Genomic DNA, 21,266 nt, shown 5'->3' with positions numbered 1-21,266 from the left:
TCCTCTGACGCCGCTACCCCGACCTAGTCCGTATACGGCGGAAATCTGCCCACCAGTTCCCGCACTTCCTCTCGTACTTTCGAGTCGTTCGCCTCTTGTGACGGGTCCCGCACCGCATCGGCGAGGAGCCCGGCGATGCGCACCATCTCCGCGTCGCCCATGCCCTGCGTGCTGACGGCCGCGGTGCCGAGGCGCAGGCCGCGCCCGTCGGCGTAGGGCAGGGCGCAGGTGTCCAGGACGAGACCGTGGGCGGCGAGTCTGCCGCGTGCGGTGTGCGCGTCGACGCCCAGGGGCGCGGGGTCGGCCAGGATCAGGTGCGTGTCGGTGCCGCCGGTGATGATCGCGAAGCCCGCGGCGGCCAGCGCCTGGGCGAGGACCCGCGCGTTCGCGACGACCCGGTGGGCGTACGTCGTGTAGGCCGGGGTTTCCGCCTCGCCGAACGCGACCGCCTTGGCGGCGATCGTGTGCATCTGGGCGCCGCCCTGGGTGAAGGGGAACACCGCCCGGTCGATGCGCGAGGCGAGTTCGGTGCCGCACAGGATCAGGCCGCCGCGCGGGCCGCGGAGCACCTTGTGGGTCGTGGCGCAGACGACATCGGCGTACGGCACGGGGCTGGGGGCCGCTCCCCCGGCGATCAGGCCGATCGGGTGGGCCGCGTCGGCGATGAGGTACGCGCCGACGTCGTCGGCGATGTCGCGGAACGCCGCGTAGTCGATGTGCCGGGGGTAGGCGATGGAGCCGCAGACGATCGCCTTCGGCTGGTGCGCGCGGGCCAGGGCGCGGACCTCTTCGTAGTCGATGAGGCCGGTCTCCGCGTTGACGCCGTAGCCCACGAAGTCGAACCAGCGGCCCGAGAAGTTCGCGGGCGAGCCATGCGTGAGGTGGCCGCCGTACGGCAGGCCCATGGCGAGGACGGTGTCGCCGGGGCGCAGGAGCGCGGCGTACGCGGCGAGGACCGCGGAGGAGCCGGAGTGCGGCTGCACATTGGCGTGCTCGGCGCCGAAGAGTGCCTTGGCGCGGTCGACGGCGATGCGCTCGGCGACGTCCACCAGCTCGCAGCCGCCGTGGTGGCGGGCGCCGGGATATCCCTCGGCGTACTTGTTGGCGAGCGGTGAGCCCAGCGCGGCGAGCACCGCCGGCGAGGTGAAGTTCTCCGCGGCGATGAGCTGGAGGCCGGACGCCTGCCGGTCCTGCTCGGCGAGGAGCACCTCCGCCATCTGGGGGTCCGCGCGGCGGAGCGCGTCGAAGTCAGCGGGCGCCGTCGGGGCGGCGGTGGGTGCGGTGCTGACCGGCATCTTGGGCTCCGGGCCTCGCGAGGGGTGCGGGTCCCTCCAATGTAGGCCCGCCACACGGCGCCCGCGCGGCGTCGCGCGACCAGGGGGGAACAGAAAGGTTTACGCCTTGGCCCGCACGCCCGTCAGCGCCGTCACCACCGGGTCGAGCGCCTCGTTGATCTCGTCGCCCACCGAGCGGAAGAACGGCAGCGGCGCCCCGTAGGGGTCGTACACCTCGTCCGCCTCGGCCGTGGGCGCCAGGAGCCAGCCCCGCAGTGCCGCGGCGGCCCGCACGAGGGCCCTGGCCCGCTCCACCACTCCCCCGTCGGGGTGCGGCAGGGTCGCCGGATCTATGGCCCGCACGAGCCGCGTGAACTCCTTGAGCGTGAACGTGCGGAGCCCCGCCGAGTGGCCCATCGAGATGACCTGCGCCCGGTGGTCCCGGGTGGCCGTCAGGACGAGGTCGGCGCGGATGACGTGCTCGTCGAGGAGCTCGCGCCCCTTGAAGCCGGAGGCGTCCGCGCCGAAGTCGGCGAGCACCGCCTCGGCGTTGGTCTCCATGGGGGCGCCCTCGTGCCCCCACGTGCCCGCGCTCTCCACGATCAGGCCGCCGGTGAAGGGATCACCCAGGCGGTCGGCCAGGGCATGCCTGGTCAGCCGCTCAGTGATCGGCGAGCGGCACACATTGCCGGTGCTGACGTGGAGGATGCGGAACGAATCGGGATAAGCCGCTATGCCACGCCCCGTCTCAGGGGCTGTCAATTCGCCACCTCGAGGTCGGGTACCACCTTGCGGAGCTCCTCCGCGGTCAGGGCGCCCGCGCGCAGCAGCACCGGCACCTGCCCGGTGACGTCCACGATCGAGGAGGGGACGATGCCCGGCGTCGGGCCGCCGTCCAGGTACACGGAGACGGAGTCGCCGAGCATCTCCTGCGCGGCGTCGCAGTCCTCGGGGGACGGGTGTCCCGTGAGGTTCGCCGAGGAGACCGCCATGGGGCCGACCTCGGTGAGCAGTTCGATGGCGACGGGGTGCAGCGGCATCCGGATCGCGACGGTCCCCCGGGTGTCCCCGAGGTCCCACTGGAGCGACGGCTGCTGCTTGGCGACCAGGGTCAGGGCCCCGGGCCAGAAGGCGTCGACGAGCTCCCAGGCCGACTCGGAGAAGTCGGTGACCAGGCCGTGCAGGGTGTTCGGGGAGCCGATGAGGACAGGCGTGGGCATGTTGCGGCCACGGCCCTTGGCGTCGAGCAGGTCGGCGCACGCCTCCGGCGTGAAGGCGTCGGCACCGATCCCGTAGACGGTGTCGGTGGGCAGGACGACCAGCTCGCCACGGCGGACGGCCGACGCGGCCTCGCGCAGACCGGTCGTACGGTCGGTCGCGTCATTGGTGTCGTATCGCCGTGCCATCTAGCGGGCCTCCTCGTACACGTACTGCTGGCTTGAAGTGGTGGGGCTCACGGCATCGCCTTGCGGGCGGTCGCGAACCTCGGCCGATTGTTGAGGTCGGGGTGGTCGGCCGCGTCGGCCCAGCCCCGCTCCTCGGTGAAGATCCACGGCACCTGGCCGCCCTGGGTGTCCGCGTGCTCGATGACGACGACACCGCCGGGCCGCAGCAGGCGGTGGGCGGTGCGCTCGATGCCGCGGATCAGGTCGAGGCCGTCCTCGCCGGAGAAGAGGGACAGCTCCGGGTCGTAGTCACGGGCTTCCGGAGCGACGTACTCCCACTCGGTGAGCGGGATGTACGGAGGGTTCGAGATGAGGAGGTCGACCTGGCCGTCGAGCTCCGGAAGGGCGTCACGCGCGTCGCCCTGGGAGAGCTTGACCCTGGACCCCTCGACGTTCTTCCGCGTCCACTTCAGGGCGTCCTCGGAGAGCTCCACGGCGTGCACGCGCGAGCGCGGGACCTCCTGCGCCATGGCCAGGGCGATGGCCCCGGAACCCGTGCAGAGGTCGACGATGAGCGGCTCGACGACGTCCATCGCGCGCACGGCGTCTATGGCCCACCCCACGACGGACTCGGTCTCGGGCCGCGGCACGAAGACACCGGGCCCGACCTGAAGTTCGAGGTAGCGGAAGAACGCGCGCCCGGTGATGTGCTGGAGCGGCTCGCGGGCCTCACGGCGCGCGATCGTCTCCCAGTAGCGGGCGTCGAAGTCCGAGTCCTTGACGGAGTGCAGCTCGCCCCGCTTCACGCCGTGCACGAAGGCCGCGAGCTCCTCCGCGTCGTTGCGCGGCGAGGGCACGCCGGCGTCGGCCAGCCGCTGGGTGGCCTGAGCCACTTCCGCGAGCAGCAGGTTCACGCTGGTCCTCCGGGGGCAGTGCGGTTGTCGGGTGCTTACGCGGCCGCGAGCTTGGCTGCGGAGTCCGCGTCGACGCAGGCCTGGATGACCGCGTCGAGGTCTCCGTCGAGCACCTGGTCCAAGTTGTACGCCTTGAAGCCGACGCGGTGGTCCGAGATCCGGTTTTCCGGGAAGTTGTACGTCCGGATCTTCTCGGAGCGGTCGACGGTGCGGACCTGGCTGCGACGGGCGTCCGCGGCCTTGCTCTCCGCTTCCTCCTGAGCCGCGGCAAGGAGCCTGGAGCGCAGAATACGCATCGCCTGCTCCTTGTTCTGCAGCTGGCTCTTCTCGTTCTGGCAGGAGGCCACGACGCCGGTGGGCAGGTGCGTGATGCGCACCGCGGAGTCGGTCGTGTTGACGGACTGGCCGCCGGGACCCGACGAGCGGTACACGTCGATGCGCAGGTCGTTCGCGAGGATCTCGACGTCGACCTCCTCGGCCTCGGGCGTCACGAGGACACCGGCCGCGGAGGTGTGGATCCGGCCCTGGGACTCGGTGGAGGGCACGCGCTGCACGCGGTGCACGCCGCCCTCGTACTTCAGCCGCGCCCAGACGCCCTGGCCGGGCTCGGTCGCGCCGTTGCCGCCCTTGGTCTTCACGGCGACCTGGACGTCCTTGTAGCCGCCGAGCTCGGACTCGGTGGCGTCGATGATCTCGGTCTTCCAGCCCACGCGCTCCGCGTACCGCAGATACATGCGCAGGAGGTCGCCGGCGAAGAGCGCCGACTCGTCGCCGCCCGCGCCCGCCTTGACCTCGAGGATGACGTCCTTGTCGTCGCTGGGGTCGCGGGGCACCAGGAGAAGCCGCAGCTTCTCGGTGATCTCCTCGCGCTGCTTGTCCAGCTCCTTGACCTCCGCGGCGAACTCCGGGTCCTCCGCGGCCAGTTCACGGGCCGTCGCGATGTCGTCGCCGGTCTGCTTCCAGGCACGGTACGTCGAGACGATCGGGGTCAGCTCGGCGTAGCGCTTGTTGAGCTTGCGCGCGTTGGCCTGGTCGGCGTGGACCGAGGGGTCCGCGAGCTTCGTCTCCAGATCGGCGTGCTCGCCGATCAGTTCCTCGACCGCCTCGAACATCGGGGTCTCCTGAGTCTTCTACGCGAAGGTACTGCGCAAGGGTTCTACGCGAAGGTGGCTGCTGCGATCAGACGGCAAAGCGCCGGTCCCAACCGCCCCCTCCCGGGGGCGGCCGAAGACCGGCGCAGTGGCTCGCTACTTGTTGGCTGCAGCCTTGCCGAAGCGGGCCTCGAAGCGGGCCACGCGGCCACCGGTGTCGAGGATCTTCTGCTTGCCCGTGTAGAACGGGTGGCACTCGGAGCAGACCTCGGCACGGACGGTGCCGCTGGAGATCGTGCTGCGGGTGGTGAACTCCGCGCCGCAGGTGCAGCTGACCTGGGTCTCGAAGTACTCGGGGTGGATGTCGCGCTTCAAGGTGTCTCCTAGTTTCGGGAGGGCGCCGGGTCGTACGCGCGGATTGCTCGTACGTGAACCGGGGCCGACGTACCAGTCTGCCAGGACTGGTCGCATCTGCCCAAACCGGGGTGGGCGCCGTTCTATTCCCAGCGGGCCGCTGAGGGCGTTCTACCGGCTGGTCACGACATCGCTCGCGTCGCCCTTGTCGCCCGCGGACTTCTCGGTGGCGGACCTGGGGATGGGCTTGTCGGCCTTGAGCGCGTCCCAGACCTGCTGGTCGGCCTTCTCCAGGGGCAGGACGCGGTTGGGGTCGGCCGGGTCGTACTGGATGGGCATCGTGACCATCTTCATGTCGCCCGCGCCGATGCCCTTGAGGCCGCCCGCGAAGCCCGCGAGGCTCTTGACGTCGTTCAGGTCGGAGTCGGTGGTGATGGCGCTGGTCGCGTCGTTCGCGAGGTCGTAGAGCTTCTTCGGGTTGCTGAAGACGCCGACGTCCTTGACCTGGTTGATCAGGGCCTTGATGAAGGCCTGCTGCAGCTGGATGCGGCCGAGGTCGCTGCCGTCGCCGACGCCGTGCCGGGTGCGGACCAGGCCGAGGGCCTGCTCGCCCGTGAGCTGGTGCGTGCCGGCCTTCAGGTTGAGGTGGCTGTCCTTGTCGTTGATCGCCTTCTTGGTGGTGATCTCGACGCCGCCGAGGGTGTTGATGAGCTTCTTGAAGCCGGAGAAGTCCACTTCGACGTAGTGGTCCATCCGGATGCCGGACATCTTCTCCACGGTCTTGACGGCGCAGGCGGGGCCACCGACCTCGTACGCCGTGTTGAACATCTGACGCTGTCCGCCCGGGTCCGTGCCGTCGTCGGTCTTGCACTCGGGGCGGGATATGAGGGTGTCGCGGGGTATGGAGACGACGCTGGCCGTCTTGTGGCCCTTGTTCACGTGCACGACCATCGCCGTGTCGGAGCGGGCGGCGCCCTCGTCCTTGCCGTACTTGGCGTTGTCGCCGGAGCGGGAGTCCGAGCCGAGGACGAGGATGTCCTGCGAGCCGTTGTCGACGTTCTGCGGGCGGTCCGTGCCGAGCGCCGCGTTGATGTCGACGCCCTTGATGTTGCCGTTGAGCTTGAAGTACACGAAGCCGAGGCCCGCACCGCCGACGACGATCACCGATGCCGCGGTCCACGCGGTGACGACGAGGACCTTGCTGCGCTTCTCGCGCGGCTTGCGACGCCGACCGCCACCGCCTCGGGCGCGCTTCGGTGCCGTGTCCGCCGCGGGTGCGCTCTCGTCGGTCATGTGCTCCTCAGTCCTCGTCGGGTCGGTTACCCCCTGCTTTCAGGGTCAGGCGTGGTCTGGCGTCACTAGTCAGACGTGGAAACCGAAAGAAGGGTTGCACAGCGATTTGTGGGCGCCCCGGCGCGCACTTGTGACGCATCGTGCACTCCTTTGCCACCCTTATGGCCTCTCACCTGCGGTTTCTCCGGCCGCGGGGCTACTGCCCGTGACCATAAGGATCTCTTAGACGTGTGGCCAAGGTCATCACGCGCGCATCACGCGCCCCCTGCGACGCAAAAAGGGCCGCCCCCGTCGGATGACGGGGGCGGCCCTTCGCGATGCCGCGGGGACTAGTCGTTGCCGTTGCCCGGCGTCGGGGTCGTCTTCGCGATCTGCATGAGGAACTCGGCGTTCGACTTCGTCTGCTTCATCTTGTCGAGAAGCAGCTCGATGGCCTGCTGCGAGTCGAGCGCGTGCAGCACCCGGCGCAGCTTCCAGACGATCGCCAGCTCTTCGCTGTTGAGCAGGATCTCTTCCTTGCGGGTGGAGGACGCGTCGACGTCCACCGCCGGGAAGATGCGCTTGTCGGAGAGCTTCCGGTCGAGCTTGAGCTCCATGTTGCCGGTGCCCTTGAACTCCTCGAAGATCACCTCGTCCATGCGCGAACCGGTGTCGACGAGCGCGGTGGCGAGGATGGTCAGCGAGCCGCCGTCCTCGATGTTGCGCGCCGCACCGAAGAAGCGCTTCGGCGGGTAGAGCGCGGTCGAGTCGACACCACCGGACAGGATGCGGCCGGAGGCCGGGGCCGCCAGGTTGTACGCACGGCCCAGGCGGGTGATCGAGTCGAGCAGCACGACCACGTCGTGACCCAGCTCCACGAGACGCTTGGCGCGCTCGATGGCCAGCTCGGCGACCGTGGTGTGGTCCTCGGCCGGACGGTCGAAGGTCGAGGAGATGACCTCGCCCTTCACCGACCGCTGCATGTCGGTGACCTCTTCCGGACGCTCGTCGACCAGGACGACCATCAGGTGGCACTCGGGGCTGTTCGTGGTGATCGCGTTGGCGACCGCCTGCATGATCATGGTCTTGCCGGTCTTCGGCGGAGCCACGATCAGACCGCGCTGGCCCTTACCGATCGGCGACACGAGGTCGATGATGCGGGTGGTGAGCACGCCCGGGTCGGTCTCCAGGCGGAGCCGGTCCTGCGGGTAAAGGGGCGTCAGCTTGTTGAACTCCGGTCGCCCGCGCCCGGATTCGGCCGCCATGCCGTTGGCCGAGTCGAGGCGGACGAGCGCGTTGAACTTCTCGCGGCGCTCGCCGTCCTTGGGCTGACGGACGGCGCCGGTGATGTGGTCACCCTTGCGCAGACCGTTCTTGCGGACCTGGGCGAGCGACACGTACACGTCGTTCGGACCCGGGAGGTAGCCCGACGTACGGATGAACGCGTAGTTGTCGAGGATGTCCAGGATGCCCGCGACGGGGATCAGTACGTCGTCGTCGGCGACCTGCGGCTCGCTCGCGCCGCCGAACTCGTCGCGGCCACGACGGCCACGGCGGTCGCGGTAGCGCCCGCGGCGGCCACGACGGCCACCCGCCTCGTCGTCGAAGTCGTCCTGCGGTCCGTTGTCGCGCTGGTCGCGCTGGTCCCGCTGCTGACGGTCCTGGCGGTCGCCGCCGCGGTCCTGACGGTCCTGACGGCCGCCCTGCTGGCGGTTGCCGCCCTGCTGCTCGTCGCCCTTGTTGCCACGGCGGTCGCGGTCGCGGCCACGGCCCTGGCGGTCACGGCGGTCACGGCGGCCGTCGGCGTTGTTGTCGCCGGAGCCGTCGCCCTTGGCCTCGGACGGCGCGTCCGTCTTGGCGTCGTTCTTGTCGGACTTGGCCTCGGTCTTCGGCTCGCTCTTCGCCTCGGCGGTGACCGTCTCGGGGCTGCCCGCGTCGGCGGTGGCACGGCGACGGCGGCGCTCGCCCTTGTCGGCACCCGCGGGCTGGCCCGGGATGTCGATCTGCTGCTGGGCGGCGTCATCGGCCTTGGCCGGCTGCTCGGCCTTGTCGGCCTTGCTCGCCTTGGCGGCCTTGTCCGAGCTCGTCGAGTTCGCTGCGGTGTCCTCGCCCGTCCGGGCCTTCGAGGTGGCGCGGCGCTTGGGCTTCGTCTCGGTGTCCGCGGACGAGGCGGGCGCGGCACTCTTGGCGGAGGCTCCCCCTCCGGCCTGCGCCTCCTTGATGACCTCGATCAGCTGGCTCTTGCGCATCCGCGCGGTGCCCTTGATACCGAGGCCGGATGCGACCTGCTGCAGTTCCGCCAGCACCATGCCATCGAGGCCGGTGCCGCGGCGCCGCCGGGACCCGGCCGAAGCACCGGTGGCAGGCGCCGCAGAGGCGTCCGTGGCGGGCGTGTCGGCAGTCACGCCCATCAGATCGGTGGTGTCGCTCACGAAGGGTCCTTCCCTGGAGCGGACGTCGGCCTGTCTGGCTCGGCGACCGGTTGTGCTGTCCGGAGGTCCTTTGGTGTGTGGACCGTGCCGGGGCGGTGGTCCGCCAACGCGCGGCGGAAGAATTCACTGGTGATGGCGAGTCCCGGTGAGGTGCCACTGAGGTGCGGTGTCACTCGGCTCGGTCACGCCGGTTCCGGAGCGTGCTCGGCACCGCTCAGTGCGAGGCACAGAGCAGTTTGGGAGGCTCCCGGAAGGATGGATGTCCCGGACGGGGACACGAAGCACCTCGCCATGGTGGGGTCGGGTGCAGACTTGAGGTTAACACTACCGGATCCAACAAACATTCCCCCTCTTCTAACCGGCTAACGGGTGTCAGGGCGCAAGCGGCAACACGCTCGCGCCGGACGCGTCAAGAGCCAGGCGGTTGGCCGCCCAGCCTTCGCCGGCAAGGCGTGCGACCTTGTCCGCCGCACTCTCGTCGGCCAGCGCGAGGACCGTGGGTCCCGCGCCGGAGATCATCGCCGGGACACCGTCCGCGCGCAGGCGCTCGACCAGGGCGGCGCTCTCGGGCATGGCGGGTGCGCGGTAGTCCTGGTGGAGCCGGTCCTCGGTCGCGGGGAGCAGCAGCTCGGGGCGCCTGGTCAGGGCCTCTACGAGCAGGGCGGCCCGGCCCGCGTTGGCGGCGGCGTCGACGTGCGGGACGGTGCGCGGGAGCAGTCCGCGCGCGGTCTCGGTGAGGACGGGCTTTCCCGGTACGAACACCACCGGAACGACGGAGTCCGCGGGGTCCATCCTGATCGCCCGCGCCGCTCCCCCTTCCATCCAGGAGAGCGTGAAACCGCCGAGCAGACAGGCGGCGACGTTGTCGGGATGGCCCTCGATCTCGGTGGCGAGTTCAAGCAGGGCGTTGTCGTCGAGCCGGGCGTCGCCGCCTATGGTCACGGCGCGCGCTGCGACGATGCCGGCGCAGATGGCGGCGGACGAGGAGCCGAGGCCCCGGCCGTGCGGAATGCGGTTGGCGCAGACGATTTCCAGCCCGCGCGGCTGTCCGCCGAGCAGGTCGAAGGCGGTGCGCAGGGAACGCACCAACAGATGCGACTCGTCGCGTGGGAGCGTCTCGCTGCCCTCACCTGCGATGTCGATGTTCAGTCCGGTGTCGGCCACCCGCACGACGACGTCGTCGTACAGACCCAGCGACAGGCCTAGGGCGTCGAAGCCCGGGCCGAGGTTGGCGCTGGTGGCGGGGACGCGCACCCGGACGGCGGCGGCGCGGAACGCGGGACCGGCCATCGCTCGATGACTCTCCTTGAGCTGCGATCTTTTGAGGACTTGCCACGTGATGAGGCACTACCCGAAGGCCGCTCTGCGGCAGCACCGCGGCATATGCGGCGGGGCGGGTCCGGTACAGCCTATCGAAGGAAGGTTCTGTGGCGACATAGGGCGCACAGGAGGCGCACGATGCGTGTCGTAAGCCCCCTGTGCACCCCCTATGCGGAGTTGCGGGTTTTCCAGGCGGTTATGCCCGCCGTCAGGCTGCGGTTATCCCGGACCGGGACGGTTATGCCAGATCCGGGACACTCGCGCCAGACCAATTTCGGCTACGCCAGGCCCAGACGCTCGGCCGCGGCGGCCGAGTCGACCGGCACCGTGACCGGCTGCGGTGCGCCGGCGACGGCCCAGTCCGGGTCCTTGAGGCCGTTGCCGGTGACGGTGCAGACGATGCGCTGCCCCTTGTCGACCTTGCCCTGCTCGGCCGCCTTCAGCAGACCGGCGACGGAAGCGGCCGACGCCGGCTCGACGAAGACACCCTCCTGCGAGGCCAACAGCTTGTAGGCGCGCAGGATCTCACGGTCCGTCACCTCGTCGATGAAGCCGTCCGACTCGTCGCGCGCGTCGAGGGCGTACTGCCACGAAGCGGGGTTGCCGATGCGAATCGCGGTGGCGATGGTCGACGGGTCCTTGACGATCTCGCCGCGCACGATGGGCGCGGAACCGGAGGCCTGGAAGCCCCACATCCGAGGAGTGCGCGTCGAGATCGAGTCGGCGGCGTACTCCTTGTAGCCCTTCCAGTAGGCCGTGATGTTGCCCGCGTTGCCCACCGGAAGCACGTGGATGTCGGGGGCGTCACCGAGCGCGTCGACGATCTCGAACGAGGCGGTCTTCTGGCCCTCGATGCGGAACGGGTTGACCGAATTGACCAGCGCCACCGGGTAGTTCTCGGAGAGGGCGCGCGCGAGGTTCAGGCAGTCGTCGAAGTTGCCGTCGACCTGGAGGATCTTCGAGCCGTAGACGAGCGCCTGGCCCATCTTGCCGAGCGCGATCTTGCCCTGCGGCACGAGGACGGCGCAGACCATCCCGGCGCGTACGGCATAGGCGGCGGCCGAGGCCGAGGTGTTGCCGGTGGAGGCGCAGATGACGGCCTTGGCGCCCTCCTCCTTGGCCTTCGTGATCGCCATCGTCATGCCGCGGTCCTTGAAGGACCCGGTCGGGTTGGCGCCCTCGACCTTGAGATGTACCTCGCAGCCCGTGCGCTCGGAGAGCACCTGCGCGGGCACGAGCGGCGTGCCGCCCTCGCGGAGCGTCACGACCGGCGTCGTGTCGGAGACGGGAAGACGATCCCGGTACTCCTCGATGATTCCGCGCCATTGGTGGGTCATTGCTGCCTACTCCCCTTCAACCCGCATGATGCTGGCGACACCACGCACGGTGTCGAGATTCCGCAGCGCCTCGACGGTGCCGGTGAGGGCGGCGTCGGGCGCGCGGTGGGTGACGACGACGAGGGAGGCCTCGCCGTCCTTGCCCGTCTGACGGACCGTATCGATCGATACGCCGTGCTCGGCGAAGACCGTCGCGACCTGGGCGAGGACACCCGGCTTGTCGGCTACGTCGAGGCTGATGTGATAGCGCGTGACGACCTCGCCCATGGAGCTCACGGGCAGCTGGGTGTACGCGGACTCGCCGGGCCCGGTGGCCTCGCCGAGCTTGTTGCGGCAGACGGCGACGAGGTCGCCGAGGACGGCCGACGCGGTGGGAGCGCCGCCCGCGCCGGGCCCGTAGAACATGAGCTGACCCGCGGCCTCCGCTTCCACGAAGACGGCGTTGTACGCCTCGCGGACCGACGCCAGCGGATGGCTGAGCGGAATCATCGCGGGGTGCACGCGCGCGGTGACGGACCCGCCGTCGGCGGCGCGCTCGCAGATGGCGAGCAGCTTGATGGTGCAGCCCATGCGCTTCGCGGACGCGAAGTCGGCGGCGGTCACCTCGGACATGCCCTCGCGGTAGACGTCGTCGAGACGCACGCGCGTGTGGAAGGCGATACCGGCGAGGATCGCGGCCTTGGCGGCGGCGTCGAAGCCTTCGACGTCGGCGGTCGGATCGGCCTCGGCATACCCGAGCGCGGTGGCCTCGTCGAGGGCTTCCTGGTAGCCGGCACCGGTGGTGTCCATGGCGTCGAGGATGAAGTTGGTCGTGCCGTTCACGATGCCGAGGACGCGGTTCACCTTGTCCCCGACGAGGGACTCGCGCAGCGGCCGGATCAGCGGGATGGCACCGGCGACGGCAGCCTCGTAGTAGAGATCCCGCCCGTGCTCCTCGGCGGCGGCGTGCAGCGCGGCGCCGTCCTGCGCGATGAGCGCCTTGTTGGCGGAGACGACGGACGCACCGTGCTCGAACGCGGTGGTGATGAGGGTCCTGGCGGGCTCGATGCCGCCGATGACCTCGACGATGACGTCGATGTCCCCGCGTTTGACCAGCGCGGTCGCGTCGGTGGTGATGAGCGAAGGATCGATTCCCTCACGCACCTTCGAGGGGCGACGGACGGCGACCCCGGCGAGCTCCACCGGGGCGCCGATCCTGGCCGTGAGGTCGTCGGCGTGCGTCGTCATGATGCGCGCCACCTCTGAGCCGACGACCCCACAGCCCAGCAGCGCCACCTTCAGCGGACGCGTACGCATCATCCGACCTCACTTCTCCTACATCTACAGTGGGACCAGTCTCACCCACCGGATCGCGGTTTCATTCCACTGTCCGGACTGTGAGACATCTATTTCACTGGCCGATACTCTGCCAGACGTTGTTCCTCGGCCGGTATTTCCTCAGCCGACATCCAGACGCAGAAGATCTTCCTCCGTCTCGCGCCGGACGATGACCCGCGCCTCGCCGTCCCGCACGGCGACGACCGGCGGACGCAGGGCGTGGTTGTAGTTGCTCGCCATGGAACGGCAGTACGCGCCGGTCGCGGGCACGGCGATCAGGTCGCCCGGGGCGAGGTCCGCCGGAAGGAACGCGTCCTTCACCACGATGTCCCCGCTCTCGCAGTGCTTGCCGACGACGCGCACGAGCATCGGCTCGGCGTCGGACTCGCGCGAGACGAGCGCCACGCTGTACTCGGCGTCGTAGAGAGCCGTACGGATGTTGTCGGACATGCCGCCGTCGACGGAGACGTACGTACGCAGTCCTTCGAGGGGCTTGACGGTGCCGACCTCGTACAGGGTAAAGGCGGTGGGCCCGACGATGGCGCGGCCGGGCTCGACGGAGATGCGGGGCGTGCGCAGGTTCGCCGCCTCGCACTCACGCGTGACGATCTCGCTCAGCGCCTTGGCGATCTCGTGCGGCTCGCGCGGGTCGTCCTCGGAGGTGTAGGCGATGCCGAGGCCGCCGCCGAGGTCGATCTCGGGAAGCTCGATGCCGTGCTCGTCCCGCACCTCGGCGAGCAACTGGACGACGCGCCGGGCACTGACCTCGAACCCGGCCATGTCGAAGATCTGCGACCCGATGTGCGAGTGCACGCCGATGAGCTCGAGCCCGTCGAGCTGAAGCGCCCTGCGCACGGCTTCGGCGGCCTGGCCGCCGGCGAGGGCGATGCCGAACTTCTGGTCCTCGTGCGCGGTGGCGATGAACTCGTGCGTGTGCGCCTCGACGCCGACGGTCACGCGGATCTGCACGCGCTGACGTACGCCGAGCCGGTCGGCGATGTGCGCGACGCGCACGATCTCCTGGAAGGAGTCGAGCACGATGCGCCCGACACCGGCGGAGATGGCCCGCTCGATCTCAGCTTCGGTCTTGTTGTTGCCGTGGAAGGCGATGCGGTCGGCGGGCATGCCGGCGGCGAGAGCGGTGGCGAGCTCGCCGCCGCTGCACACATCGAGATTGAGCCCCTCCTCGTGCAGCCACCTCACGATGGCGCGGGAGAGGAAGGCCTTCCCGGCGTAGAAGACGTCGGCGTCCGAGCCGAAGGCGCCGCGCCAGGCGTGGCAGCGGGCACGGAAGTCGGCCTCGTCGAGGAAGTAGGCGGGGGTGCCGAACTCCTCGGCGAGCCGGGTCACCTCGATGCCGCCGACGGTGACGACACCGTCGGCGCCGCGCCCGACGGTCTGGGACCAGACCTTCGGGTCGAGGGAGTTCAGGTCGTCGGCCGGGGCGGTGTAGTGCCCTTCGGGCAGCACGTCGGCGTGGCGGGGCCCGGCGGGGTGTGCGGAACGGCTCATGTCGCGGTCGTCTCTCTCACTTCGGTCACGTGGGGCGCGGCTGGCGCGGCGGGCGCGGCGTTGATGTGTGGCGCGTCGTCGATACGTGGCGCGGCGGCCGCTGCGTCGATGTCCGTCACGTCAGTCACTTCAGTCGCGTTAGTCACGTCAGTCGCGTCTCTACGTGTCACAAGTAGTCGGGGGCACTGATGCCGAGCAGGGACAGGCCGCCTGCGAGCACCGTCCCGGCGGCTTCGGCGAGCGCGAGCCGGGCGCGGTGGGCGGCCAAGGGTTTCTCGTCACCGAGCGGCAGGACGTCGGGCTGAAAGGCGAGGAAGGCATCAGCGACGACGACGAGATGCCGGGCAAGCCGGTCGGGCGCACGGTGCCGGGCGGCCGCGGCGAGGATGCGGGGATGGTCGACAAGGGCGTCGAGCAGATCCCACGCCTCCGGCCCGGCTATGTCCCCGGGCTCGGCGCTGAAACCGAGGGCGGCGGCGTTGCGGCTGAGGGCACGGACGCGGGAGTGGGCGTACCGCACACGGAAGAGGGGGTTGCTCGCACGCTGGACCAGGTGCTCGTCGCCGAGGCGGGGCCGATCGTGCCCGGCGGAACTGAGCAGGGCCCAACGGGTGGCGTCGGGGCCCAGGGGGGTGGGGCTGGTGGGGGGCGCGGGGTGGGGGCGGAGGATTTCGGCGTGGGCGGAGGGCTTCGCGTGGGCGTCGATGTGTACGCCGAGCGCGGCGGCCGCCGGCCGGCTGGGGTCGGGGGTTTCGCCGCCGGGGGCTTCGTCGCCAGGGGCCTCGTCGCAGGTGAGGCGGACGGGGATGCCCTGGGTGCGGAGGATGCGGCGGAGGGAGTCGGCGAGGACGGCGGCGCGGGGTTCGCGGGGGAAGTGGAGGGTGAGGGGGGTGCGGGGGTTGGTGGGACCGTCCGCTGGGCCGGGGGGAACGTGGCCGTAATGGGCGCCGCGGGCGAGGACGTCACGTACGAGGGCGGCGCTGCCCGGGCGGGTGGTGAGGGGGCCACCGTGATCGAGGGTGATGTTGAGGAACCCGGGCCCGGTGATGTCGATGGCCGCGATGCCGGGCTCCATGGCGAGCCGCGGGGAGAGCACCTCGGCGACCTGCCGGGGCGAACGCCCGGCGGCGCGGGCGATCTGCAGGGCGACATTGGTGGCGTAATCCCCACACCCACCGGGCCTGGGCCGCTCGACGAGGACCCGCAAGGGGGTCCCGCCACTCATCTGGCCAGGGCCACCGAGCTCTCCAAGGCCAGTGAGCTCTCCAAGGCCGCTGAGCTCGCCGTCATCGACGGCGCGACACATGGCGCGCAGCACGGTGCGGGAGAGCTCGACGGGGGTCACGGGTCAAGCGTATGGGAGGAGGGGGGTGGGGACGCGACCTGGTTTCCCTGATGGTCCGGGATGTGGACGGGGAACGCTGAGGGCCGAAGGTGGTGGGGGCCAAGGCGAGAAAGCCAAACCGGTCGGGCTCAACCGCCGGGGCGGCCGGCGCGCTCGGCTTCACCGGCGGCAGCGCCGAAGTCGCCGCTGAGCGCCCCACCACCGCTCGCAGTCCCGCCACTTGCGGTCGCGCCACGCCTGCCGTTCTCCATCAACTGCCTTACGATGCCGAGGAGTTCGGACGGCTCGAAGGGCTTGGCGAGGAAGGCGTCGACGCCGACCTCCAGCCCGCTCTCCACCTCGTACTGAGTGCAGGCGCTGACGATGACGACGGGCAGATCACGGGTCCGCGGATCGGACCGCAGGCGAGCGGCGGTACGCAGCCCGTCGAGGCGGGGCATCACCACGTCGAGCGTGACGACATCGGGTCTGACCTGGTTGATCACATCCAGGCATTCGGCACCGTCAGCCGCGGTCACGACCTCGAAGCCCTCCAGCTCGAGGTTGACCCTGATCAGCTGCCGGATGACCTTGTTGTCGTCCACAACAAGCACGCGGCCTGGCACGCCTGACACAACTCGAGAGTAGGTCCGCGCCCACCACCGCGTCCGGGTTTTCCCCACTTCCGCCCCGCACGGGGTATGGCCCGGCGGCACCAGGGGCGACGTCTGGGACACAGGGTGCGGATGCGCCCGCCCGCACGGCCACGGAGTGCGGAAATACCTGTTCATGGGGAGCCGTTAGGAGCTGGTAGGGTTCTACACGTCGCCGCGCAAACCGGCCGACGCGCCCCCGTAGCTCAGGGGATAGAGCAACGGCCTCCGGAGCCGTGTGCGCAGGTTCGAATCCTGCCGGGGGCACCTTGTATGAGGTGCCCAAGACCCCGTCACCAGCGGAAACGCTGAGGGTGGGGTCTTCGCGTATCTGCGGGCGTGTGCAGCCGTAGGTCGCCCTGCGCGGCCCTGGGTGATCGCGGCCTGTGGGAGGGGGCCCCGGCGTTCGGTGTCGGCTCACCGACGTAACCAGGCTTGCCGGTGCCGAGCGATGGTGTACACCTTCTCGGCCTGCTCTGGTGTGAGTTCTCCGGTCACCGGACCGAGTGACGACACTTCGCGTTCAGCGGCGTAGCGGACGGGCTTTCCTTGATCGACGCGCGCCATCATGTCGCCCACCCAGACCGATGCCGCGTCGTGGTTCTTGGTGTTGATGCTGAACACTCCGCCGGGCCCGATGAGCAGATGGTCGATGTCACCGCCGTTGGCCTTGGGCACTCCGTGCAGCACCCGCCAGCCGTACGAGGACAGTCGCGCCAACTCGGCTCCGACACGGCGTTCGCCCGCCAGTCCCGCGTACCACGAATCCCACTCTGACGGCCGGCCAAGCACCTTTGCCCAGGTCCGCTGAATCGCCGACGGGCCCGAGCCGCGATAAGTGACAGCAGCTCGGCGCCGGGGCGGTTCTGCGCCAGGTCGTCAACCGTGGACAGCGCAGGCAGCTTGGGCAGGGCCGCCGCACGACCGCGCGAGGCCTGGCTGCCGCGAGACGTCGATGGAGGCTTTGAACGCGACGCCGGCAAAGGCGCGACTCGGAGGGGTGGGCCACTCGCCAGATGCCGGCGCAGCAGCTCCAGGGACTCGCGTCGGTAGGCGACCACGAGGATCGTGACTTCGCCCGTCCTGCGGTCGGCCCACGCCACGCTCTTGCCGTCCGGCAGATTGACGTACAGCCGGTCGTGGCCATGCCGCTTCCAGGGAACAACCTTGAGATCGCTCATGTCCGCCCCCAAACTGTTTGCCGCCCCCAACAACATGGCAGCAGCGGACCCGAGGCGTTAGCCGTGTGCGCAGCTTTGAGTGGTGGTGGTGTCGTGGGCGTCTTGTAGCGGTTGTTCGGGGGGGCGGCATGCTCTTGGGTGTGAGTGCTTATAGCAGTGATCTGGAGCTGGATGTCAGTGATGTCACCGGGAGTGGTGTTGAGGTCGATGTCGCTACGAATCTCTTGGATGGCACCGTGCGGCTGGCCGTGTTGTGCACTGATGAGATTATTCTGAGCCCTGGTGATGCTGAGCTCGTTGCCCAGGCTTTGCTGCGCGCCGCCGCGCGGGGGCGTCGCGTTGCTGAGGCGTGAGATTCGGCCGTTGGCGGGCTTGCGGTTCGGGCCTTGGGGCCTCGACCCTTCTGGCGATTAGTTTTGTTGTCGTAGGCGGTCTGTATTGGTGAACTGGTCGATCAGTCTGGGATTTGGGGATCATCATGGCCGTTACCTATACCTTTGACGTCTTCTCCAGCCTTGATGGCTTTGGGGGCGCCGGTGGTGACTGGACCGGGTACTGGGGCAAGCAAGGGCCCGAACTTCTCGATCATCGCCTTGGTCTTTATCGCGAGGATCAGCGGATGGTCTTTGGGGCCAATACGTATCGCGCTTTCTCTCAGATGCTGGCTGCCGGCACCGAGGAGTCCGAGGTTCGTGATCCGTGGGTCACGCGGATGATCAATCTGCCCGCGACGGTGGTGTCCGCCACTTTGGAAGAGCCTCTCGACTGGGCGGATGCGACCGTCGCGAGCGGTGACGCCGTTGAGGTCGTCGCCCGGCTGAAAGAGGAGTCCGCCGTGCCGTTGCGCTCGCACGGCAGCCTGTCGATGAACCGGGCGTTGATGGCCGCCGGCCTGGTTGATCGGGTCCAGGTCACGCTCTTTCCCGTGGTCACCGGTCGGAGCGGGCTGGATCCGATCTTCCAGGGTGCGGACGACTTCGATCTTGAGCTGATTGACAGCCGTGTGCTCGATGGTCGTACTCACGAGCTCATCTATCGGCCCTCCCTGCACGGCTGAGGGTTTTTAGTTCTATGGCCAGGGGGGCGGCCGTGAACATTGAGGAGTAGGTGCCCACCGCCAGACCGATCAGGAGAGCCAGGGCGAAGTCCGTCAGAGGGGCGCCTCCCAGCGTTGCCAGCGCCGTGAGAATGAATGCTGCGCCCATTCCTGTGTTGATGGTTCTGGGGAGGGTTTGCAGTAGCGCCCTGTTGGTGATTTGGGGGTAGGGGGTGGCGGTGGTGTTAGTTGTTTTGGTCTTTTTTGTTAGTTCTCTGATTCTGTCGAACACCACCACCGAGTCGTTTACCGAATAGCCGATCACCGTCAGGAGCGCGGCCAGGAAGATTCCGTCTATCGGTTTGCCCAGCCACGCGAAGATTCCGACGAGGATGACCACGTCGTGAGCCAGGGCTGCGACTGCGGCCGTTCCCAGTAGCCAGCGGAATCTGGCTGCCAAGTAAGCGAGTTGTGCGGCCAGCGCCACTCCGAGGGCGATCAGGGCGCCCTGGCGCAGTTCCTTGCCGAGGCTGGGGCCGATCGATTCGTCTCGGAGCTTTGTGGGTGGTCGGTCTGTCAGGGTGCCGATCGTGGCGGTGATCTTCTCTGCCTGGGTATTCGTCAGGGTGTGGGTGCGGATTGTGAGGTGATGGGGGGAGGTGGTGGTCGTGGCCGTGGCCGTGGCCGTGGTGGGAGTTTGGGTTTGGGTGGGGGTTCTGGGGGCGTTTGTTGTTTGGACTACCGTCTCCGGGAAGCCTGCCTGTGTTAGAGCTGTTCTGGCTTTTTCCGGGGCTATAGGGGTCTCGGTGGCGTACTCGATTACGCGGCCGCCCGTGAATTCGATGCCGAAGTCCAGGCCCTGTGAGGCGATGCCGGTGATCGCCAGGAGCAGCGCGGCCGCGGAAGCCGCCAGCCATCTGCGGGGGTGGCGCATCAGGTCGGGGTTCGCGCGGGTCAGGCGGGCTCGGATCGTGCCGATGCCCGCGATGCCGGTCAGGGCGGGGCGGCGGCGTATGGCTGGGCGTGCCGCGGCGTGGTCGGCCAGGGCGCGGGTGATGACCAGGGCGCTGAACATCGAGGCCAGGACGCCGATGCCCAGCGTGACGCCGAAGCCTCGTACCGGGCCTGACGCGAGGAAGAAGAGCAGGCCCGCGGCGATGAGCGTGGTGATGTTGGAGTCCGCGATCGCGCTGAACGCGTTGCGGAATCCCGCGGTCAGGGTGGACCGGGGTGTCGGGCGGTCCCGGGCTGCGTACTCCTCGCGGGCGCGTTCGAAGACGAGGACGTTGGCGTCGACCGCCATGCCGATGGCCAGCACGAAGCCGGCGAGGCCGGGGAGCGTGAGGGTGGCGCCGAGCGCGGCGAGGATGGCGTAGGAGATCAGGCCGTAGGCGGCCAGGGCCACGGTGGCGAGTACGCCCATGAGTCGGTAGACGGCGATGATGAAGAGTGCGGTCAGCGTGGTGCCGATGACTGCCGCCCAGATGCTGGCCGTGATGGCCTGCGCGCCGAGGCTGGCGCCTACCGTGCGCTGCTCGATGATTTCCACCGGTACGGGGAGTGCGCCGCCGCTGATCAGCAGGGCGAGTTCGCGGGACTCGCTGTCGCTGAATGAGCCCGTGATTTGTGTCGAGCCGCCGCTGATGCCGGTTCCGCAGGTGACCGAGGGGTCTACCTGTGGCGAGGAGATGATCTTGCCGTCCAGGACGATGGCGATTCTGCGGGCCGGGTCGCCCGCCGGGTGGCAAGCGGCTTCGCCCGTCAGGCGGGCCCAGGCGTCGCGCCCTGGTCCCTCGAAGTCGACGGTTACGTGCCAACCGGCGCCGCCCTGCTGGTCGAAGCGGTTGGTGGCTTTCCCGACCTGTTTGCCCGTGAGTGAGGCTTCCTCCAGGTGGAGGGGCGTGCCTGACTCGTCGGGCAGGGTTTGTTGGTGGGGGTCGGAGGGGGGTGTGGGGGACGTCGGGGTTGAGGGGGGCGTGGGGGTGGGCGTGGGGGTGGGCGTGGGGTTGTTCCGGGTTTCGTTGGTTTCCTTTGCTGCGCCGAGCACCTGGTGGAAGGTGAGTTCGGCTGTGCGGCCGAGCATGTCCGCCGCCTTGGTCGGGTCCTGGGCGCCGGGTAGTTCTACGACGATCCGGTTGTCCCCGGAGCGGGCGATGGTGGGCTCGGCGACACCCAGCGCGTCGATACGTCCGCGCAGCACCTCCACGGTGCGGTCCGTGGCCTCCTTGCCTGTCTCGGAGGTGGGGGTGGGGGTGGAGTTGGTGGTGGAGATGGAGGTGGGGCGGGTTTCCAGTACGAGTTGCGTGCCGCCGCGTAGGTCGAGCCCCAGGTGGACGGGCACGGTCAGGGCTACGTAGAGGGACAGGGCCACTGCGGCTAGGGCTAGTAGGGCTCTGATGAGTTGAGGGCGGGGGGTGGGTCGGCGTGGGGGGTGGGTGGTGGCTGATCTGCGCGGGGTCGGGCCGCGTGGGGATTTCTTTGCGTCGGGGTTCGGGAGTGGGCGGTGCACAGTGGGCCTCCGGCAGGCGTGCCGCAGCCAGGGCAGTGGCCACGGTCATCGGGGAAAAGGGGTGTCAGGTGCCGGGAGGTGGGGGCGGTGCGCGTACGCCGGGTGGGCCTGCTGCCTGCAGAGATGCGGGCGGACGTGGCGCCGTCGGGGGTGCCCACGCGGCCTGATCCAGGGCGGCAGTTGTGCCGTGCGTGGTGGGGGTGGCGGGGGGCAGCGGCGGTGAGGGGCGCTCGCCGGTGATGTCCCGTTGACTGCGGGTCGCGGCGCTGGAGGCTGCGGGGTCCGCGTCGTCTGCGTACGGGGTCTTGAGTGCGTACGGGGCTTTGAGTGCGGATGCGGCGCTGGGTGCGGGTGC

18 protein-coding genes and 1 tRNA gene are annotated in these 21,266 nt (G+C 69.4%); 3 read left to right on the top strand and 16 right to left on the bottom strand.

The window, feature by feature from the left end:
* Window positions 1-23 precede the first annotated feature (23 nt).
* The 14 genes from glyA to AB0I66_RS20480 form a co-directional block, all read right to left on the bottom strand.
* A complete protein-coding gene (glyA, locus tag AB0I66_RS20545; RefSeq protein ID WP_363209287.1) occupies window positions 24-1,295 on the bottom strand; it encodes a serine hydroxymethyltransferase in 1,272 nt (423 codons plus the stop codon).
* Window positions 1,296-1,394: 99 nt separating this feature from the next.
* Window positions 1,395-2,036, bottom strand: coding sequence for a protein-tyrosine-phosphatase (locus AB0I66_RS20540; RefSeq protein ID WP_363209286.1), 642 nt, complete (start codon window positions 2,034-2,036; stop codon window positions 1,395-1,397).
* Window positions 2,033-2,680: an L-threonylcarbamoyladenylate synthase gene (locus tag AB0I66_RS20535; protein ID WP_363209285.1), complete on the bottom strand. Its 648-nt coding sequence runs from the start codon at window positions 2,678-2,680 to the stop codon at window positions 2,033-2,035. Before AB0I66_RS20535 ends, AB0I66_RS20540 begins: the two co-directional genes overlap by 4 nt.
* Before the next feature lie 47 nt (window positions 2,681-2,727).
* Window positions 2,728-3,573, bottom strand: a complete 846-nt coding sequence (gene prmC / locus AB0I66_RS20530; RefSeq protein WP_361050016.1) for a peptide chain release factor N(5)-glutamine methyltransferase — start codon at window positions 3,571-3,573, stop codon at window positions 2,728-2,730.
* Between the two features lie 35 nt (window positions 3,574-3,608).
* The gene (gene prfA, locus AB0I66_RS20525; RefSeq protein WP_363209284.1) at window positions 3,609-4,685 is read right to left on the bottom strand and encodes a peptide chain release factor 1; all 1,077 of its coding nucleotides are present in this window, start codon (window positions 4,683-4,685) and stop codon (window positions 3,609-3,611) included.
* Window positions 4,686-4,820: 135 nt separating this feature from the next.
* Complete coding sequence (gene rpmE, locus AB0I66_RS20520; protein ID WP_363209283.1) at window positions 4,821-5,039, bottom strand: 50S ribosomal protein L31; 219 nt, start codon at window positions 5,037-5,039, stop codon at window positions 4,821-4,823.
* A 150-nt stretch (window positions 5,040-5,189) separates the two neighbouring features.
* The gene (locus tag AB0I66_RS20515; RefSeq protein WP_363209282.1) at window positions 5,190-6,311 is read right to left on the bottom strand and encodes an LCP family protein; all 1,122 of its coding nucleotides are present in this window, start codon (window positions 6,309-6,311) and stop codon (window positions 5,190-5,192) included.
* 329 nt (window positions 6,312-6,640) lie between these two features.
* Entirely contained in the window at window positions 6,641-8,722 is a 2,082-nt protein-coding gene (gene rho, locus AB0I66_RS20510) for a transcription termination factor Rho (RefSeq protein ID WP_363209281.1), read from the bottom strand.
* A gap of 372 nt (window positions 8,723-9,094) precedes the next feature.
* Window positions 9,095-10,012 (bottom strand): homoserine kinase, encoded by a 918-nt coding sequence (gene thrB / locus AB0I66_RS20505; protein WP_363209280.1) that lies wholly within the window; start codon window positions 10,010-10,012, stop codon window positions 9,095-9,097.
* A gap of 308 nt (window positions 10,013-10,320) precedes the next feature.
* Window positions 10,321-11,379 (bottom strand): threonine synthase, encoded by a 1,059-nt coding sequence (gene thrC / locus AB0I66_RS20500; protein ID WP_363209279.1) that lies wholly within the window; start codon window positions 11,377-11,379, stop codon window positions 10,321-10,323.
* Window positions 11,380-11,385: 6 nt separating this feature from the next.
* The gene (locus AB0I66_RS20495) at window positions 11,386-12,678 is read right to left on the bottom strand and encodes a homoserine dehydrogenase (RefSeq protein ID WP_363209278.1); all 1,293 of its coding nucleotides are present in this window, start codon (window positions 12,676-12,678) and stop codon (window positions 11,386-11,388) included.
* A gap of 138 nt (window positions 12,679-12,816) precedes the next feature.
* The gene (gene lysA, locus AB0I66_RS20490; protein WP_363209277.1) at window positions 12,817-14,208 is read right to left on the bottom strand and encodes a diaminopimelate decarboxylase; all 1,392 of its coding nucleotides are present in this window, start codon (window positions 14,206-14,208) and stop codon (window positions 12,817-12,819) included.
* Between the two features lie 166 nt (window positions 14,209-14,374).
* Window positions 14,375-15,553 carry an ArgS-related anticodon-binding protein NrtL gene (gene nrtL / locus AB0I66_RS20485; protein ID WP_363209276.1) on the bottom strand — a complete coding sequence of 393 codons (1,179 nt, stop codon included), beginning with the start codon at window positions 15,551-15,553 and terminating at the stop codon, window positions 14,375-14,377.
* Between the two features lie 128 nt (window positions 15,554-15,681).
* On the bottom strand, window positions 15,682-16,215 hold the full coding sequence (locus AB0I66_RS20480) for a response regulator (RefSeq protein ID WP_363209412.1): 534 nt from the start codon (window positions 16,213-16,215) through the stop codon (window positions 15,682-15,684).
* Between the two features lie 165 nt (window positions 16,216-16,380).
* Between AB0I66_RS20480 and AB0I66_RS20475 the strand changes: the two genes are divergently transcribed.
* Window positions 16,381-16,452 (top strand) — tRNA-Arg (locus AB0I66_RS20475).
* 150 nt (window positions 16,453-16,602) lie between these two features.
* Here the strand turns inward: AB0I66_RS20475 and AB0I66_RS20470 are convergent.
* Window positions 16,603-16,905, bottom strand: a complete 303-nt coding sequence (locus tag AB0I66_RS20470) for a nuclease-related domain-containing protein (RefSeq protein WP_363209275.1) — start codon at window positions 16,903-16,905, stop codon at window positions 16,603-16,605.
* Between the two features lie 601 nt (window positions 16,906-17,506).
* Here AB0I66_RS20470 and AB0I66_RS20465 point away from each other — a divergent pair.
* Window positions 17,507-17,719, top strand: a complete 213-nt coding sequence (locus AB0I66_RS20465) for a hypothetical protein (RefSeq protein WP_363209274.1) — start codon at window positions 17,507-17,509, stop codon at window positions 17,717-17,719.
* A gap of 125 nt (window positions 17,720-17,844) precedes the next feature.
* The gene (locus AB0I66_RS20460) at window positions 17,845-18,423 is read left to right on the top strand and encodes a dihydrofolate reductase family protein (RefSeq protein ID WP_363209273.1); all 579 of its coding nucleotides are present in this window, start codon (window positions 17,845-17,847) and stop codon (window positions 18,421-18,423) included.
* Here AB0I66_RS20460 and secD read toward each other — a convergent pair.
* On the bottom strand, window positions 18,395-20,773 hold the full coding sequence (secD, locus tag AB0I66_RS20455; protein ID WP_363209272.1) for a protein translocase subunit SecD: 2,379 nt from the start codon (window positions 20,771-20,773) through the stop codon (window positions 18,395-18,397). The genes AB0I66_RS20460 and secD overlap by 29 nt on opposite strands.
* Window positions 20,774-21,266: the final 493 nt, after the last annotated feature.

The organism is Streptomyces sp. NPDC050439, from assembly GCF_040655335.1.
Taxonomy (GTDB): domain Bacteria; phylum Actinomycetota; class Actinomycetes; order Streptomycetales; family Streptomycetaceae; genus Streptomyces.
This window is presented reverse-complemented; position numbering and strand designations above follow the sequence as displayed.

Bases quoted from the DNA above. Each gene is read 5' to 3' on its own strand.
- glyA (WP_363209287.1), bottom strand. From the start codon at position 1,295: ATGCCGGTCAGCACCGCACCCACCGCCGCCCCGACGGCGCCCGCTGAC.
- AB0I66_RS20535 (WP_363209285.1), bottom strand. From the start codon at position 2,680: ATGGCACGGCGATACGACACCAATGACGCGACCGACCGTACGACCGGT.
- prfA (WP_363209284.1), bottom strand. From the start codon at position 4,685: ATGTTCGAGGCGGTCGAGGAACTGATCGGCGAGCACGCCGATCTGGAG.
- AB0I66_RS20515 (WP_363209282.1), bottom strand. From the start codon at position 6,311: ATGACCGACGAGAGCGCACCCGCGGCGGACACGGCACCGAAGCGCGCC.
- thrB (WP_363209280.1), bottom strand. From the start codon at position 10,012: ATGGCCGGTCCCGCGTTCCGCGCCGCCGCCGTCCGGGTGCGCGTCCCC.
- thrC (WP_363209279.1), bottom strand. From the start codon at position 11,379: ATGACCCACCAATGGCGCGGAATCATCGAGGAGTACCGGGATCGTCTT.
- AB0I66_RS20495 (WP_363209278.1), bottom strand. From the start codon at position 12,678: ATGATGCGTACGCGTCCGCTGAAGGTGGCGCTGCTGGGCTGTGGGGTC.
- lysA (WP_363209277.1), bottom strand. From the start codon at position 14,208: ATGAGCCGTTCCGCACACCCCGCCGGGCCCCGCCACGCCGACGTGCTG.
- AB0I66_RS20460 (WP_363209273.1), top strand. From the start codon at position 17,845: ATGGCCGTTACCTATACCTTTGACGTCTTCTCCAGCCTTGATGGCTTT.